The following is a 16,072-nucleotide window of genomic DNA, read 5'->3' as shown; positions in this document are numbered from 1 at the left end:
TAAGATCCAGGAGTTAGGAGTTGAGGCGAAAAGTAATGCCTCGCAACTCTTGACTCCTGGTTTTGTTTTATGGATAACCGCTTCTAAATCCTTCAGTTGAATCACGCGCAGCTCCGAGAGTTTCTCGACGACCACCACGACCGCTACAACCGGCCGGCCTTCATTACCAACGACCCAATTAGTATTCCGCACCGGTTTTCTCAGCTTCAAGATGTGGAAATAAGCGGGCTTTTTGCGGCCCTGCTAGCCTGGGGGCGCCGTCCAACCATTATCAGTAAGTGCCACGAGCTAATGCGTCGCATGGACGACGCGCCCTATCAGTTCATCACCCAGCACTCCGATGATGATCTGAAGAAGCTGCTGGGCTTCTGCCACCGCACTTTCTGCGATACCGACCTGCTGTATTTTGTGCATTGGCTGCGCTGGTACTACGCAAACCATGACACATTGGAAGACGCGTTTCTGCAGGGCAACACTCAGCGCCAGCGGCTCGAAAACTTTCATACTCTGTTCTTTAGCCTGCCCGATGCGCCCCAGCGTACCCGCAAACACGTGGCTACGCCGGCCCGCGGCTCAGCCTGCAAACGGGTGAATATGTACTTGCGTTGGCTCGTGCGCCGCGATGACCGGGGCGTAGATTTCGGCCTTTGGACGCGCCTACCCATGGCCGATCTAGTCTGCCCTTGCGATGTGCACGTAGAACGCGTTGCTCGTCGCTTAGGCCTGCTTACGCGCCGTATCGTTGATTGGTCAGCAGCCGAGGAACTGACCACTCACCTCCGCAATTTTGCCCCCCAAGACCCCGTGAAGTACGATTTCGCATTGTTTGGGCTGGGTGTTGAGGAGAAGTTGTAGGCTTCAAATTCCATTATGGCTGTGCGTATAGCACGCCACCTTTCATCACCAGCTTTACTTGCCGCAACGCCGCTACATCGCGGGTTGGATCGCCGACTACGGCTACTAAGTCGGCAAGCAAGCCGGCGCGAACGCTGCCACGATCGGCGAGATGAAAAATGCGGGCATTGCCACTGGTAGCAGCGCGCAATACCTCAAGCGGCTGCATGCCATGGTCCTGCACGAGCTGTTCCATTTCGCGTACATTGTCGCCATGCGTGAATACGCCTACATCGCCGCCTATCACCAAATCGACGCCAGCTTTGCGGGCTGCCTGCATACTGGTGCGCTTTTGCTGAACTCGTTCGGGTAGAGGCGCGGTACCTCTGCGCCAACCCTGATACTGGGAAATAGCGTCGCCGGCCGCTACGGTAGGGCAGAGCGCTACCCCGCGTTGCTTCATCAGCTTGAATATTTCCGGGGTTCCATTGTCGCCGTGCTCAATAGTTTCCACGCCGGCTAAAGTGGCCCGCCGCATACCTTCAGGCGTGCTGGCGTGGGCTACGACGGGGCGGCCCGCGGCCCGCGCGGTTTGCACAATCAGGTTCAGTTCGTCCTGCGAAAACGTTGGCCGAGAAGGTTCGCCCTGGCCCCAACGGTAATCGGCGTAGACTTTAATAATATCGGCACCCCTGCCAATCTGCTCCCGCACGGCTCGCACAATACCGTCTACGCCATCAGCTTCCTGCGCACCTTGGGGGCATTTACATCCACAGAAAGCTTGGGCCCGTAGCTGCCAGTTGCCACCAGTGCCAGCGTAGCCACGAGTAGGCGCGGCCCGGGTATAATACCTTGGTTTATAGCTTGTTTTAAGCCAACATCAGCGTAGCCTGCTCCCTCGCTGCCTAAGTCGCGGGCGGTAGTAAAGCCGGCCAAAAGCGTTTTATGGGCGTGGGCAGTGGCGCGAGCTACCCGCAGCGCGTGCGATTCCAGCAGCACTTGATCATTCCAACTCGTCTCGTTGTAGGGGTGAAGCAGCATGTGCGAATGCCCCTCAATAAGCCCCGGCAGTAGCGTAAGCCCCGGCAGCTCCAGCGTACGTGCTCCTGTTGGTGCTGTCACTTGGCTGGCCGGACCAGCCGCCGTAATCTTGTCGCCGGTTACCACTACCACCCAGCCCCAATGTAGGCTTTCTCCATCGAAAACTGCCGCTGGACGAAGTAGCGTAGTAACAACTGGCGCAACAGAAGAAGCTTGAGCCAGAAGTGTAACAGGCTGTCCCAACCAAAACGCAGACAGCAAAAAACCTAAGCAGCTAAACGAAACACGATTCATACAGAGGAGAGAAAGCTAATACAAAGCTGATGGCTGGAATCAGCTTAAAAAGTAAGCTGTGGCTATTAACCGAAAGTAAGGCCAATTGGCTTAGAATAGGCACATTTTAAAACACCACCCCAATACTCTTCGTCTTTACTTGGCCTTTTTCAATCGCTTAGCTTTATTCTTGTCCTTGCTTTCAGATGGCGCGGTAACGACCCCACTTACAAGAGTCATTTCATTAACCAAATGCTTGGCTCCAGCATACTTATCAACCACAAATAGCATGTAGCGTACATCAAGAGTAATGTTGCGCACGCGGTCGGGGTCAAACATAATGTCGCTCATGGTGCCTTCCCAGTTACGGTCGAAGTTGACCCCAATCAACTCGCCCCGTCCATTGATAACCGGTGAGCCAGAATTGCCCCCCGTCGTATGATTCGTGGCAATAAAGGCCACGGGCACCGTGCCGTTCACAGCATAAGGCCCATAATCTTTCTTCTGATACAAATCGGTGAGGCGGGCCGGAACTTGGAAATCCGGATTGGCAGAGTCAGCTTTGGCCATGAGTCCATCAAGGGTAGTATAATAGGCGTAGCGCACGCCGTCAGCGGGCTCATAGCTAGCTACTTGCCCATAAGCCATCCGTAAGGTTGAGTTGGCATCAGGGTAGAATTTGCGGTCTGTCTGCATCTGGCGTAAACCGGCTAAATAGGTACGGGCCAGTACGGCTACGTTATCGGTGGCAATAGTATAAGGCGGCAAAATATTCGCCCGATAGTTCGTAACAATAGCATTTACCAACTGATAAGCTGGATCATTGAGCAACGCACGGGCATTTCCCTGAGCCACTTCATCAAGTACAGCGTACGCATCGGCTTGGGTCGTAAGGCGCGATTTTGAATACAGCGAGGAGGCATAGATAGCCCAGTCTGTGGGGCCGGGGTATTGCTTGCGCAGTGTTTTTACATAGTCGGGAAGGAGAGCCGGGGGAGTGCCGTCGCTGTAGAGAGCGAGCAGAGCCGCCGCTACTTTCTGGTCGGTCGGCTTGTTGTAGTTTTTAAAGAAGCCCACGGCGCCCCTCTTTAACTTTTCTACGGCGGCAGCGAGGTCGGCGGGGGGCGTTTTGGCAGCGGCCATGTCGCCTAACGCGGTGAGGCTATTAGCGTAGAGCAACAGTTCCACGCCCAAGACAGCTTCGGTTACGTAGTCGCGGGCTACGGTTAGGTCGCGCAGACTGGCGTAATTTTTCTCAAATTCAGGAAGTAAAGCTCCGTAGGTGGCTTTGCGAGCAGCATCGCCGGAATTAACCCACTGCGTGAAACGGGCTTCCTGCTCGCGCTTGCGGGCAACGGCATCCAGCTTTTTAAGGCCCCGATTTTCACCTATCCATTTCTTCCAATAATTAGCCAGACTCGCATATTTGGCCGCATACTGGATGCGCACTTTATCCGAGGCCTTCATATCCTGATCCAGAAGGCGAAGCTTGGCGTCGCGCACTTTGATTTTGGCGGGGTTGGAGAGCGAATACAACTCGTCAACGCCCCACGAGGTCAGGTATTCGTTGGTCCTACCAGGAAAGCCGAAAACCAGGGTAAAGTCGCCGGGCTTGACGCCATTTAGGGAAATGGGCAGATGATGACGCGGCTTAAACGGTTTGTTCTCAGGAGAATAAGTGGCAGGCTTATTATCAGGGCCGGCGTAGATACGGAACAAGGAGAAGTCGCCGGTGTGGCGGGGCCACATCCAGTTATCGGTGTCGCCGCCAAACTTGCCAATGGCAGAAGGCGGAGCGCCTACCAGTCGTACGTCCTGAAAAACCTCCGTGACAAACATATAATACTCGTTGCCATTGAAAAAGGGGCGTACAAATGCCTGGTAATGCGTACCTTGCACGGCGACCTGCGCCACGCGCTGCTCGTTCTGCTGCACCAGCCGCTCGCGCTCAGCCTCCGCTAGGCCCGTAGCTGGCACGCCCGCCAAAACCTGACTGGTTACATCCTCCATGCGCACGATAAACGTAGCCGTCAGGCCCGGATTGGGCAATTCCTGGTCGCGGCTCATCGCCCAATAGCCGTTGGTGAGGTAGTCCTTCTCGACGGAGGAATGGCTTTGAATCTGGCTATAGCCGCAATGGTGATTGGTGAGCAAGAGGCCTTGGTCGGAGATAATCTCGCCCGTGCAGCCACCGCCAAACTGTACAACGGCGTCTTTCAGGCTGCCTTTATTTACGCTGTAAATCTGCTCGGCGGTGAGCTGAAGGCCCTGTTTCTGCATATCTGCCTCATTCAGCTGCTTGAGTAGCATTGGCAGCCACATGCCCTCATCGGCGCGGGCGGCAGGCAGAAAGGAAATCAGCGTGAGTACCAGTAGAAACAGGCGGGTAGCGAATGGGTGTGCAGACATCAATAGGTAATGGCGAAAATGATAGAGCAAGCTCATTTTAAGCGCTTGTCAGGCGGGTTTAGTTTCGAAGTGTTCTCCACAATACTTTAGGGAGAACCGTGCACGCAAGAAAAAGCCCCCCGCTAACCGTTACATCGAACGACCAGCAGAGGGCTGCATTTCATTTAAGGTGTTAGGAATGACCTAGTTCAGCTACGGCAGGCTGCGACTTATCCGATATAGCGGGTGTCGAAGGGGGGCGATAACACCGTTGTTTGGCGCCGCCGATTTGCTTTCCCAAGCCTGAAAACGAGCAATCTCGCCCTGAAATTTGCTGATGAACCAGCTAATCAGACTCAAATCGTCCAGAAAACCAACGACGGGAATAAAATCGGGCACCAGGTCGATGGGCGACAACACATACAGGAGCACGGCGAGGCCAGAGACGATTGTCGTCGTCTCAATTTGCCGATACGAGCCGCTGGCAAAGGCGCCCACCAAGCGAATCAGCGTGCGCCCCATATCGATAACTTGCTGTAGGGGGCCTTTTTTGCTGTCTTTCGCGTCGAGCTTAGAGGCTACTTCGCGCAGAATGAGGGCAATGCGGAACGGTCGCCCCAGCAGTTTGCTGGCGCGCCCCAGAAAGACGTTGAAAAGTGCGTTTTTCGAAATTGCGAGGCCTTTTTCGTACAATGAGGACATGAGTAATCAGTTAGGTAAGAGGTTGGTAAATGGGGTACGGTTGAGAACGGGCTGGCGTTGTAGAAGTCTTATCTAGTAAATGATTTTTGAGTGTGAGTTGAGGCGTAAATGGGATTTGTGTGATCAGCTTAAAGTTCTAAAATCTGCGGGGGCTTTTTTTGATGATCAACTACATTAGAATAGATAAACAACTAGGTTTGGGTACAAAAAGCCCCCAGGTAGAATCTACCCCACAAAAAAGGTCCCACTTACCAAGTGGGACCTTTTTTGTGGGGTAGATTCTATCCGATGTTTATCTATTGCTTCACAAACCGCTTCACATACGTTTGGCGTGGGCTGGTGATGCGTAGAATATACACACCATCACTGAGGGTAGACATCTGCTGGTTAAGCTGTTGGTTTACTTGCTCCAAGGAACCCACTGCCTGCGCTACGGCTCGGCCATCTGCGCTCATCACCTGCATACGCACCTGCTGACCCGCAGAAGCTGGCAAGCGCAACTGCACCTTACTGGTAGCCGGATTAGGGTAAATATCAAGCTGAGCATTCGACTTTTGTGCACTGCTGCTGGCGGTTACATAGCCAAAAGCAAAGCGGGTCAAGACAGGATAATGGTCGGAGGTGGTGTTGGCGTAGTTAGGAATTTGAGCTGCCAAATCGGTGCGGAGCTGCGCTGTGGAAGGCAGATAAAACGCATTCAGCTCGCTTGACACCACGACGTGGTCGATAACATCGCCAAAATCCACGGTTGAGCGCTGGCCAGTCTGGCTCAGGGGCAAAGTAAGCGCGATGTAGTTAGCTACATCAGCGGTAAAGGCGCTGTATGAGGTAGCAGTGGTGTTCACGCCGGAGGCCACGGTTTGGTCGAGGTCATCGTTGAAGTCACCCAAAATAATGACGTTACCAGTGCCGAAGCGCGTGTCCAGCTCAACTTTCAGCGCATCGGCTCCCACTTTACGGCGGTCATATGCCTCCTGAGCATCAGCTACGGAAGTATTTTCGTTGGCTTTGGCGTGAATAAGCACAAAGTTCATTCGCTGCGTCTGCCCATTGATGCTCACGTCGGCTTCCATCAAATAAGGGAAGCGGCCCGACGACCAGGCATTGTATTGGGGGCAAGTAGTGGCATTGCCAGGGCAGCGCAACAGACCGGAGAACGTAGGATTGCTCACAACATTCGTGCGATACACAAAAATCAACTTCTGGGCTGAAGCGTAGTCAGGGTCATTATTGTCGGGCGCATTCGAGCCGAAATCCGCTACCTTATACTTGTAGCTGCCAGGCAATTGGCGCACCACAGCACCCAATCGGGCGGTATCTACTACTTCCACCAACCCGTACACATCAGCATCGAGCTTGGTGAGCATGGCTAACGCATTGGCTTGCTGCAAGTCGTCATCGGTGGGTGCCTGCGCTGTAGAGCCAAACCACTCAATATTCCAGTTGACGATGTCTAGCGTGTTCTCAGGCGCATACGTGTTGCCCGACACAGCTACCGTTACATTCGAAGCACCTGTGGTACTGGCGGTTAAGGTTGCAGTGTAGGAGCGTGCCTCCAGAGTAGGCGTGAAGCGTACAGTAACGGGAGTAGAAGTGAAGTTGGCCTCTTCTACGGTATAAGTCAGGGAGTTGGAGAAAGCAGTAGTACCAGTCTTGGAAAGCTGAAAGGCTGGATCAGAGGACGTTATCGTTACGGGACCGGTCAGGTTGCGGAATGTGGCTGTCAGCGTTTGCTGAGCCGATGCATTAATAGCCTGATAGCCAAAGGCCAAACTAGCGGGATTGAGCAGCAAAACCGGCGCTGCGGGCGTACTGGCATTTTGCAGGCGCAAATCATCCAACGTCCAACGGGCAGCTCCCAAGTCCGGGCCACTTGTATACACAAAAGCTATGTAAACAGCAGATGCCTTGAAGCGAGTGAGATCCACGTCTGGTGTCAACGTCCAAACGTCGGAGCCGCTGCCGGGGAAGTCAGCGTCTAGGTCGGTCCAAGTTACGCCAGCCGCGGTTGGGCTGCCCGTACCGGAATAGTTGGTCGAAACTCGCAGCCGCAACGCCGGGCCGGAGAAGGCTACCCGGCTCCAGAAGGAGAAACGAGGGAACTGGAAAGAACTTAAATCAAATGCTGGCGAAATAAGCCAGTCTTCATTGGGTACACCAGCACCCGAAGCAAATCCGTTGATCTGCAATCCATTAGGAGCGGATGCCCTGTTAGTTGGGTCATTGCCCGCGCGACCGAAGGTAGTGCAGCCCCAGGTTTGAGGCCCCGTCACGCTGACGGCCGTCCAGGTGTCAAAGGTGGTAGAGCCGCTGGGGCACACATCAAACGAAAACAGGTTGTTATTCGGATCGATACCGGTACCAGAAACGGCCACACTCTTGGCCTCTGCTCCCGTGCTGGTATGCACGATGGCACCGCTAGTGGCGCCGCCGGTAGTGGGGGTAAAGCGCACATACACCGTTTGGGCCGTAGCCAACTCAGCGGGCGTAAAGGTGAGCGTAGAAGTGAAGGCTGCGGCGGTGGCGTTACTTTTAGATAAGGCGAAACCAGCTGGGGCCGTGGCTGTTACGTCTGCCGTCAGGCTGCTGCCGGTAATAGTATAGGATTTGAGTGCAGAGCTAGTATTAATGGCTTGGCGGTCGAAGGCAAGGCTGGCCGGGGTTACACTCAGAAGTGGGGAAGGAGTGCCCGCATTGAAAGACAAAGAAAAGTCGTCAATAGCCATTCCGTCATCAGCCCCGGCGGCATTGAAATCGGTCCAGCGAATCCAGAAAGTGGCGTTTGGAGCAATGTTCAGGTTGCTGATCGTGGCAGTGAGCGTAGCCGTATGAATAGGGGTAGCCACCCCACCAATAACCGTAACGGCACTGGACGGATTGCTGTAATCAAGCTCGTTCACATCCAACCAACCATCGGCCGTGGTAAGCGAAGTAGCTGAGGTACTATATTGAAAATCAAGCCGATCGGAGCGAGCAGTGCCGCCCACGCGCCAGGTCTCACCTTGGTAGGTCAGGGTTAGGCTCGTGATGGTAGCGCTGGTGTTGTTGGTGAAGGAAGCGCCCAGCGTAGGAGTTACGCTGCCGCTTAATAAGCCCCCTAGGGCTCGGTCCGTCGATCCATCGGCACCGTAGCTGTAGGTGTTGCCGCTATTTAGGGCGCCATTATTGGCGGTATAGGTATCATTAGCCCCTGTTCCCACCTCCACAAAATTCCACCCCGTAGGTAGCGTCGACTTCTCATTGGTACCGGTGGTGGGCAGCAAGTCAAAGTTTTGTGTGTAAGGGCTAGTAGTAAGGGGCGCCTGCGCCCAAGCACCGGCCCCCGGTGCGAGTAAAAGGCAGCAAAGCAGCCGAAAAAGTAAAGTCTGTTTCATGAGACAGGTGTTTGGTGACGGATAGGCTAATCTACGTTCTTGTATTAAGAATAGATATTATTTTAATACTACCAATTTATCATGATATCTCACCCTAGATTCCTTTCAGATTTACTATAGAGAACAATTCTCGTGTGCCCGCAAACGAAAAAAGCCCCCCAAGTAGACATCGGGAGGCTTTTTTGCTAGCAATGTGTAAATGGGGTGGACAAGTCTATTCGAACAGGCACACTGTGCCGCCCACCCAATCTTTATTTTTATTAAAATCGACCCCAATCATTTCGCCCCGGCTTAGGCGGCCCAAGTTGGTGAGTAAAAGTGGACGCAGCGCGTGCTCCGGCCAGCCATATAGCATCCTGATTTCGCATTTCACCAATCCATCCGTCGACTGCACTACCGGCTCGTACTGCACCTTGCGTTGGAGCAGAAAGTTATGCTTGTCGGTGATGGCATCGAGGTCGGCAGCGGTTATGTGCAGGCGCACACCGCTACCCGCGAAGGAAAACAGTGGTTTGAGCACATAATTCTCCAGATCGGCGGGATAAGTAGTAAGGGTGTGGAGATAGTGGCTTTCGGGCACAAAAGGACTGTGCAGCAAAGGCATCGTGTACTTGCTGATGCGGAAAAACCAGTTGGGGTGTCCTACCCAAGTTACGTCCACGTCGTCGGTAAGCTGAAATTCCGTTTGTAAGTTGGGGTGCTGGTCTAGCTCGTCAAAAATCAAGCGGTTGTAAATGCGCTTTATCGGTATCTGCCGCCCATCTTTCTCATAAAATAGCTGCCGCCCTTCCTTACGGACTTTCGTCAGGCACACCACTTCAATACCCAGCGCCCGGCGCGTCAGCTCAAAGTCGAGGCGGGTTTTCTGCTTCTCCGGAAACAGCTCCAGCAAGATCACCTGCTCTGGGTTTTCATCAGCTACAATTAGTTGGCGCAAATGCTCTATATAGGCAGCACTGCCACCCGGCTGAAACACGTGCGAAACCGAATCAGGCACCGGAAAATGCTCTCGAAACACTCGCGGTAGATAATCCTGAAAAGCATACAGGGAAGGAAAACCTTGCAACTCAATTAGCTGCGGTTCCAGTTCGCCTTGCTCATTTCGGCACACTGCAAAGTCAATTGCCAGGAAAGAAGTATGCTCGTTTTCGTTGGGTACGCGTTGGCGGGGCGGTACAGCCTGCTCGGTGAGCGCCTTAAAATCGGGAGCCGTAAGCACATCAATAATGCTTTCGCCGGCGCTGATAAGCTTATCTCGCAGAGCGGCGGGCACAAAAATGGGCGTTTCGGCAATTCGAAAATCCGGCAGGCCAGGTAACTCACGCTCAATTGCTTCGAGCATTTCCTGGTAGCGCGACACGCTAAAGGCTTGGTTATACGCTTGGCGGATTTCGGGAATCATAGCTGAATGGATAGAGGCGGAGTGAAGAGTAAGGGTGTGGCAAGTGTACGCAAAATAAAAGAACGTCAGACTCCACCTTCGTGGTGCCTGACGTTCTTTCTACTAAATACCAGTACTGATGCTAACTATGCTGGCTGCAACGTAGCTTCTGGTGTCGACAGAGCGGTGATGGCCTCCCGTAGAAACGTAGGAACTACTACCGATTCCGTCAATTCAATCGTATCAGGGTCCTGAAGCAGGCGCACCATGTCGTTATACTTGTCTTCGCCATGCTCTTGCACAATCTGCTGGCGCTTGGCATCCGTTAGGAAGTAGCGCAGCATGCCTTCCCCATCGGCCTCCGGATGAAACTGAGTACCAACTATTTCGGGCGTAAACCGGATGGCCATAATAGCCCGTTCCAGCGGTACGTGAGGACGTTCCTTTTCCAGACACAACACCTTAATGCCCAAGTCGGCCATATGGTTAGCATCCGGCTCGGTTACTTGGTAATCGCGTGAATCGACGGCGTAGAATGGGGCCGGCAGCGACGCAAATAGGGGGTCAGCATGGCCAGCATCGGTTTTGGTGATAGGGAAAATGCCGAACGACGTGGACTTGCGCTTGCTCAAGGTACCAACGCCTAAGTGCCGGCTTACCAGCTGAAAGGAGTGACAAATGAGCAATAAATGTTTTTTACGCACATGGATGCTATTCCAAGCAAAGATGCTGTCAATCAGCGCAAAATAGGGCTGCTCCCAAGCTTCATCGGAGGGAAGCGGGCTGCCCGGTCCTCCCGAGGAAATGTAAATATCATAGTCCAACGTCGGTAATTCCGCATTAGCCCGAACGTTAAATATGTCGAAATACAAGGCCGCACCGTCAGTTTGGGCCTGACGGATTAACCGCAAAATACAACGCATGCCTTCGTTCGGCCGGTTGTCGTACATGTCTAAAATGGCAATCTTCAAAAACTTCATTCGCACATGCTAACTGCAGAGAGTCAGCCAATTATTGGAAAAAAGTAGACCTCAGCAGTTACCCAGTGGGTCTGTGAGGTCTACACTCATTGGCAAGATACAACGTAGTTGCCTATCAGTACGTTTTTATCCTATTCGCATTGTAAAATCAAAGACCGAAACTGGTTTCCGCGACAATAAAGTCTACTACCTGTTTCAGGTCGCCGGTTTGGCGGAATACAGCTAGCTGACGGTCGGCACCGGTGCCCATTTCCAGCATCTTCAGTACATACTCTACTTCGTGGCGACTACCTAGCTCGTCCACCACATCATCCACAAAATCAAGTAGTTCGAGAATGAGTGTGCGAGTCGGAATCTCTTCCTGCTTGCCAAAATCAATCATTTTGCCAGCAATGCCATAGCGGGCGGCGCGCCACTTATTCTCATTGATAAGCGCCTTGCGATACTGCCGAAAACTCAGGTTGCTTACCATGAGCTTATGAATTTTGGCCACCAACGCCTGCATTACGGCTGCCAGCGCGATGGCTTCATCGGCACGTAGCATCATGTCGCACACGCGGTACTCAATGGTGTTGAAAAAAGGATGGAGACGCAAATCCCACCATATTTTCTTGCCATTATCAATGCAGCCCGTCTTTACCAGCAGCGCAATATACTCATCGTACTCGCTGGCACTGGCAAAGTGTTCGGGAATACCCGTGCGTGGGAAACGCTCGAATACTTTGGTTCTGAATGACTTGTAGCCCGTCTCACGACCTTCCCAGAAAGGTGAGTTGGTAGATAAGGCGAAAATGTGCGGCAGAAAATACCGCAGCGAGTTCATCATGTACACGCCTAGCTCGCGGGTTTCGAGGCCCACGTGCACGTGCATACCGAACACTAGGTTGGAGCGGGCAGCGTCCTGTAGTTCTTCTACAATCTTGTCGTAGCGCACATCGGGGGTAATGGGCTGATCTTGCCAGCGCGAAAACGGATGTGTGCCCGCGGCGGCAATCTTCAATCCTACCTTGTCGGCCAGCTCTATCACCTGCTGGCGCAGATGAATAACCTGGTGACGGGCTTCCTCGATATTCTGGCAAATAGTAGTGCCAACCTCCACCACCGACTGGTGCATTTCGGCCTTCACTTGCTCCTGCAGAATCATCTGGCCTCCCTCCACGATCTGCGACATGTGGGAGCGCAAATCGCGGGTTTCCGGATCAATCGTTTGAAATTCTTCCTCTATTCCGAGCGTAAAAACAGGCTTAGCCATAACGTTACTTACTTATCAATGGGAAGAGATGCCGCGAAAAGCGTTGGGGTGCTTTTTTAAAAACTCACTATAAAAAAGCCCCCCAAATACTATTCCTGAGCTTTTTTAGCTTTAGGAGCAGCCGCTTTCTTCGGAGCTGCTGCTTTCTTCGGTGCGGCGGCTTTGGGCGCAGCTGCTTTGGGCGCAGCAGACTTTTTAGCAGCCGTTTTGCCCGCCGGAATTGCATCCTGGAAACCATTTTGGGCCGAACGCTGCACGAACGTGCCCCAGGTCAGGTTGTCGCGGCCGGGCTGGTAGGCGCGGGCCTTCTCGATGGCGAGGTTGGCGGCGGCTTCTACCACCCACTCAAAGTTCTGCTGGCCCACCGAGTTCACGTCGGCGTCGGGAGCGGGGTTGCCAAAGTCGATGGCAATTGGAATACCATCGCGCACAGCGAATTCTACGGTGTTGAAGTCGTAGCCCAAGCCTTTGTTGAGGCGCAACACATAATCCTTGATGGTAGCCAGAAGCTTTTCGCCGGCGGGGCCAGTGGTTTTCATCTGGGTAGCATAGCGCTGATGAAACTCATTGCGGGGCTCGTAAGGCATAATGAGTACTTCCTTACCGCCGATGCAGTAGCAACGGAAATAATCGTCGAACTCAATGGCTTCCTGAAGCAGCATTACTAGCTGGCCGGTTTCGGCATAGGCGCGGAAAAACTCCTCTGGGTTGTGGAGCTTGTACACACTTTTCCAGCCGCCGCCGGAGTGAGGCTTCATGAAGGCGGGGAACCCAATTTTTTCGAAGGCCGCGTCCCAATCCATCATGCGCAGATTGCGGAACGACCGCTCGCTGGTGTCGTCGGGGCGCTCTTTGGAGGGCAGGAGCAGGGTGCGCGGTACGGGCACGCCAAGCTGCACGGCTAGGGCATTATTGAAAAACTTCTCGTCGGCGCTCCACCAGAAGGGGTTATTGATGACGGCAGTACCGGTCAGGGCCGCGTTTTTGAGGTAAGCCCGATAAAAGGGTACATCCTGGGAAATGCGGTCGATGATAACGGCATAGTCAGTGGGCACATTCTGCTCAACTTGGTCGATGGAGACAAACTCAGCGGTGAATTCGCCGCCGGCTTTTTCATTTACCCGATCGACAAAAGCCTGAGGGAAAGTGTTTTCCTGGCCAAAGAGGATTCCGATTTTTTTCATGGTGTTAAGGTCTTAGGGAGGTGTTCAATATGAAAGGACGTCAGGCTGAGCTTGACGCTGTGAAAAGGCTTGGGGGGCAATTTTACATCAGGGACAAATAATGCGGAAACATTTCGCGCCAGATGGGCCAGTCGTGGCTGCCATTGGGCCGAATGTCGAGCCAGTGCCGGATGCCCTTGTTGTGCAGGATGCCGGACATTTCCTCATTGCCTGAGCGGCAGAAATCATGCTCAGCAGTGCCCAGCACGATATTCATCTGATGGAAATGCTCATTCTGGGCATCGGGCATGTACTGCGGCGGGTTGTTGTAGTACACGTCCTCGTCGTAATGCCCATCCAGAAACCGCCGCATGTCGAAGGCGGCGCCCATCGTAAATAAATAAGCTACCTGCTCGGGGTGCCGAAAGGCGAAGTTGAGGGCGTGAAAGCCACCGAAGCTGCACCCGGCCACTCCAATTTTATCGACGTGGCACTCCTGCTGGAGCGCAGGCACAAATTCCTGATGGAGGAAACGGTCGTAGCGGTTATGGTTTTGGATCCGCTCGACGGGGTGAAGGTGCTTACCGTACCAACTGTCGTGGTCGCGGCTATCGAGGCAGAATAATTTGATTTTGCCCGACTCAATAAACCAGCGTACCGATTCGACCAGCAGAAAATCCTTGGCTTCGTAGTACCGTCCGCCCGAGGTCGGAAAAATTACGATTGGGTACCCATGCGTACCAAAAACCAGCATTTCGATGGCATGGCCAAGATGCTGGGAATAAAAGGTGCGGTATTCTTCGTGCAAAATCGTAAGAACTTAGAGGGAGAGGAGAGTTGGAGAAAAGTAATGAAATATTTCATTGCACCATGTAAGCTTCAGCTAAGAACCGGAAAAAGGTACCTTGCAAGCCTAATACAGCGTCCGCCGATTTAGTTTTAGTAATGAATCAGTCACTTTTTTCGCCTTCCCAAGCTGCCACCGTACAAGTAGTACGCGACGAAGCACTCAGTTCAGCTGCTTTAGAGCGTACGGTGCGGCTTGATGTGGTGTTGCCGCCGGCCTTCGACCCCGCCAGTCACGGGCCTTATCCGGTTTTGTATCTGAATGATGGCCAGGATTTGCGGCGCCTGCGCCTAAAAGCTACCCTCGATGCGCTGTATCAACAGCAGGCGCTGCGGCCGTTTGTGCTGGTTGCCATTCATGCCGGCGACCGGATGCACGAATACGGCACCTCCGGCCGGCCTGATTACTTGGACCGCGGCAACAAAGCGCATCTCTACACTGATTTTGTGCTGGAAGAATTGCTGCCTTATGTGCAGCAGAAATACCATGTGACCACCGATTCGGAGCAAGCCGTATTTGCGGGTTTCTCTTTGGGCGGCCTCATGGCGTTTGATTTAGTGTGGCGCAACCCGGATGCGTTTACGCGGGTAGGCGTTTTTTCGGGCTCATTCTGGTGGCGGCGCAAAGCCTTCGAAGACGGCTACATTGATGCGGACCGAATCATGCATGCGCTGGTGCGCTCGGGTCGGCCGCATCCCGGTCACCGCTTTTGGCTCCAAACCGGTACGCAGGACGAGACCAACGACCGTAACCACAACGGCATTATCGACTCGATTGAGGATACACTGGATCTGATGGCGGAACTAATCCGTCAGGGTATTTCTGATCAGCATATTCGCTACGTGGAAGTGGCTGGCGGCCGGCACAACCAGGAAACATGGGGCCGCATCATGCCGGACTTTCTGCGTTGGGCCTTCGGCAAAACGACGCCCCGGCCCGCCGATGCCTGGCTGCCCGCCGGCGCTCTGCCCTCTAAGCGGAACTGGGGCAGCGCCCAGCGCCTAAGCCGACAACGACGCTTGGCGGTACCCAAAAAAGCCCCCCAAACAGTCGAAACCCCAGTCCCAGCGGAGCCAGTAGTTGTTAAACAACCCCTCAGTGGCGAATACCCCGCTTACTACGAAAACTACCTCCGCCACGTACCCGATAGTATCGATCCGGTGGAGTTGCTGGAAAAACAAGGTGCTCATGTTCGGGCGCTGCTCGGTGCCCTCACTGATGAGCAGGCGTTACTGGCCTACGCCCCCGAAAAGTGGACAATAAAGGAGATGATTCTGCATATTTTGGATTCGGAGCGCATTTTTGCCTACCGCGCCCTGTGCATCGCTCGTGGCGACCAACAATCGTTGCCGGGCTTTGATGAAAATGCTTACGCCCCTGCTTCGGAAGCCAACACCCGTCCGCTGGCCGATTTGCTGGCCGAACACGCTGCCGTGCGCGCGAGTACGGTAGCACTGTATCGGTCATTTGCCCCCCACATCCTCGATAAAGTAGGCCTAGCGAATAACCATCCAATAAGTGTGCGGGCCTTGGTACACGTAGTACCTGGCCATGAGGCGCATCATTTAACAATTTTGCATGAACGGTATTTGCCGTTATTGTAGCTTTAAAGCGCACAACACAGACTAAGCAGCCTGCGTTAATACGTCCACCTCTCACCTTCATCTGTTCTAGTCATGGCTAAAGCACAAGACGCCCGCAAAGAGAAAAAGAAAGAGCCGACCAAGACGGCAAAAGAAAAGAAAGCCGCCAAAGATGAAAAGAAAAAATCGCGCGAGAGCAGCAGCGATATGTAAGCTGCTTACGCCTGAAAAAGCCCCCCAAATATTATTTGGGG

12 protein-coding genes are annotated in these 16,072 nt (G+C 53.5%); 2 read left to right on the top strand and 10 right to left on the bottom strand.

Annotation, left to right across the window (positions count from 1 at the left end):
• The first annotated feature begins 96 nt into the window (after positions 1-96).
• The gene (locus G7064_RS03945; protein WP_166072542.1) at positions 97-855 is read left to right on the top strand and encodes a TIGR02757 family protein; all 759 of its coding nucleotides are present in this window, start codon (positions 97-99) and stop codon (positions 853-855) included.
• A gap of 13 nt (positions 856-868) precedes the next feature.
• On the opposite strand, the gene G7064_RS22955 is transcribed toward G7064_RS03945, so the two are convergent.
• The 10 genes from G7064_RS22955 to G7064_RS03900 all read right to left on the bottom strand — a co-directional run bounded on the left by G7064_RS22955 (position 869) and on the right by G7064_RS03900 (position 14,196).
• Positions 869-1,555: an amidohydrolase family protein gene (locus G7064_RS22955; RefSeq protein WP_317172817.1), complete on the bottom strand. Its 687-nt coding sequence runs from the start codon at positions 1,553-1,555 to the stop codon at positions 869-871.
• Positions 1,556-1,563: 8 nt separating this feature from the next.
• Positions 1,564-2,136 (bottom strand): amidohydrolase family protein, encoded by a 573-nt coding sequence (locus G7064_RS22950; protein WP_317172816.1) that lies wholly within the window; start codon positions 2,134-2,136, stop codon positions 1,564-1,566.
• 168 nt (positions 2,137-2,304) lie between these two features.
• Positions 2,305-4,557 carry a S46 family peptidase gene (locus G7064_RS03935; RefSeq protein ID WP_166072541.1) on the bottom strand — a complete coding sequence of 751 codons (2,253 nt, stop codon included), beginning with the start codon at positions 4,555-4,557 and terminating at the stop codon, positions 2,305-2,307.
• A 192-nt stretch (positions 4,558-4,749) separates the two neighbouring features.
• Positions 4,750-5,238: a YkvA family protein gene (locus tag G7064_RS23185; RefSeq protein ID WP_166072539.1), complete on the bottom strand. Its 489-nt coding sequence runs from the start codon at positions 5,236-5,238 to the stop codon at positions 4,750-4,752.
• 296 nt (positions 5,239-5,534) lie between these two features.
• Positions 5,535-8,612, bottom strand: coding sequence for a T9SS type A sorting domain-containing protein (locus G7064_RS03925; protein ID WP_166072538.1), 3,078 nt, complete (start codon positions 8,610-8,612; stop codon positions 5,535-5,537).
• Positions 8,613-8,826: 214 nt separating this feature from the next.
• Entirely contained in the window at positions 8,827-10,014 is a 1,188-nt protein-coding gene (locus G7064_RS03920; RefSeq protein ID WP_166072537.1) for a hypothetical protein, read from the bottom strand.
• A gap of 125 nt (positions 10,015-10,139) precedes the next feature.
• Positions 10,140-10,973, bottom strand: coding sequence for a type 1 glutamine amidotransferase (locus tag G7064_RS03915; protein ID WP_166072536.1), 834 nt, complete (start codon positions 10,971-10,973; stop codon positions 10,140-10,142).
• Between the two features lie 148 nt (positions 10,974-11,121).
• On the bottom strand, positions 11,122-12,225 hold the full coding sequence (locus G7064_RS03910) for a carboxylate-amine ligase (protein ID WP_133272496.1): 1,104 nt from the start codon (positions 12,223-12,225) through the stop codon (positions 11,122-11,124).
• An 89-nt stretch (positions 12,226-12,314) separates the two neighbouring features.
• Positions 12,315-13,409: a RimK family alpha-L-glutamate ligase gene (locus G7064_RS03905; protein WP_166072535.1), complete on the bottom strand. Its 1,095-nt coding sequence runs from the start codon at positions 13,407-13,409 to the stop codon at positions 12,315-12,317.
• Positions 13,410-13,491: 82 nt separating this feature from the next.
• Positions 13,492-14,196 (bottom strand): esterase family protein, encoded by a 705-nt coding sequence (locus tag G7064_RS03900; protein WP_166072534.1) that lies wholly within the window; start codon positions 14,194-14,196, stop codon positions 13,492-13,494.
• Between the two features lie 137 nt (positions 14,197-14,333).
• Between G7064_RS03900 and G7064_RS22945 the strand changes: the two genes are divergently transcribed.
• Positions 14,334-15,839, top strand: coding sequence for an alpha/beta hydrolase-fold protein (locus G7064_RS22945; RefSeq protein WP_317172815.1), 1,506 nt, complete (start codon positions 14,334-14,336; stop codon positions 15,837-15,839).
• The last annotated feature ends 233 nt before the right edge of the window (positions 15,840-16,072 follow it).

The organism is Hymenobacter sp. HDW8 (assembly GCF_011305775.1).
Taxonomy (GTDB): Bacteria; Bacteroidota; Bacteroidia; order Cytophagales; family Hymenobacteraceae; genus Hymenobacter; species Hymenobacter radiodurans.
The sequence above is the reverse complement of the archived record's forward strand: the minus strand, read 5'-3'. Positions and strand labels throughout refer to the sequence as shown.

Coding starts and splice junctions, on each gene's coding strand:
- G7064_RS03925 (WP_166072538.1), bottom strand. CDS start 8,612: ATGAAACAGACTTTACTTTTTCGGCTGCTTTGCTGCCTTTTACTCGCA.
- G7064_RS03905 (WP_166072535.1), bottom strand. CDS start 13,409: ATGAAAAAAATCGGAATCCTCTTTGGCCAGGAAAACACTTTCCCTCAG.
- G7064_RS03935 (WP_166072541.1), bottom strand. CDS start 4,557: ATGTCTGCACACCCATTCGCTACCCGCCTGTTTCTACTGGTACTCACG.
- G7064_RS03915 (WP_166072536.1), bottom strand. CDS start 10,973: ATGAAGTTTTTGAAGATTGCCATTTTAGACATGTACGACAACCGGCCG.
- G7064_RS23185 (WP_166072539.1), bottom strand. CDS start 5,238: ATGTCCTCATTGTACGAAAAAGGCCTCGCAATTTCGAAAAACGCACTT.
- G7064_RS03920 (WP_166072537.1), bottom strand. CDS start 10,014: ATGATTCCCGAAATCCGCCAAGCGTATAACCAAGCCTTTAGCGTGTCG.
- G7064_RS22945 (WP_317172815.1), top strand. CDS start 14,334: ATGAATCAGTCACTTTTTTCGCCTTCCCAAGCTGCCACCGTACAAGTA.
- G7064_RS03910 (WP_133272496.1), bottom strand. CDS start 12,225: ATGGCTAAGCCTGTTTTTACGCTCGGAATAGAGGAAGAATTTCAAACG.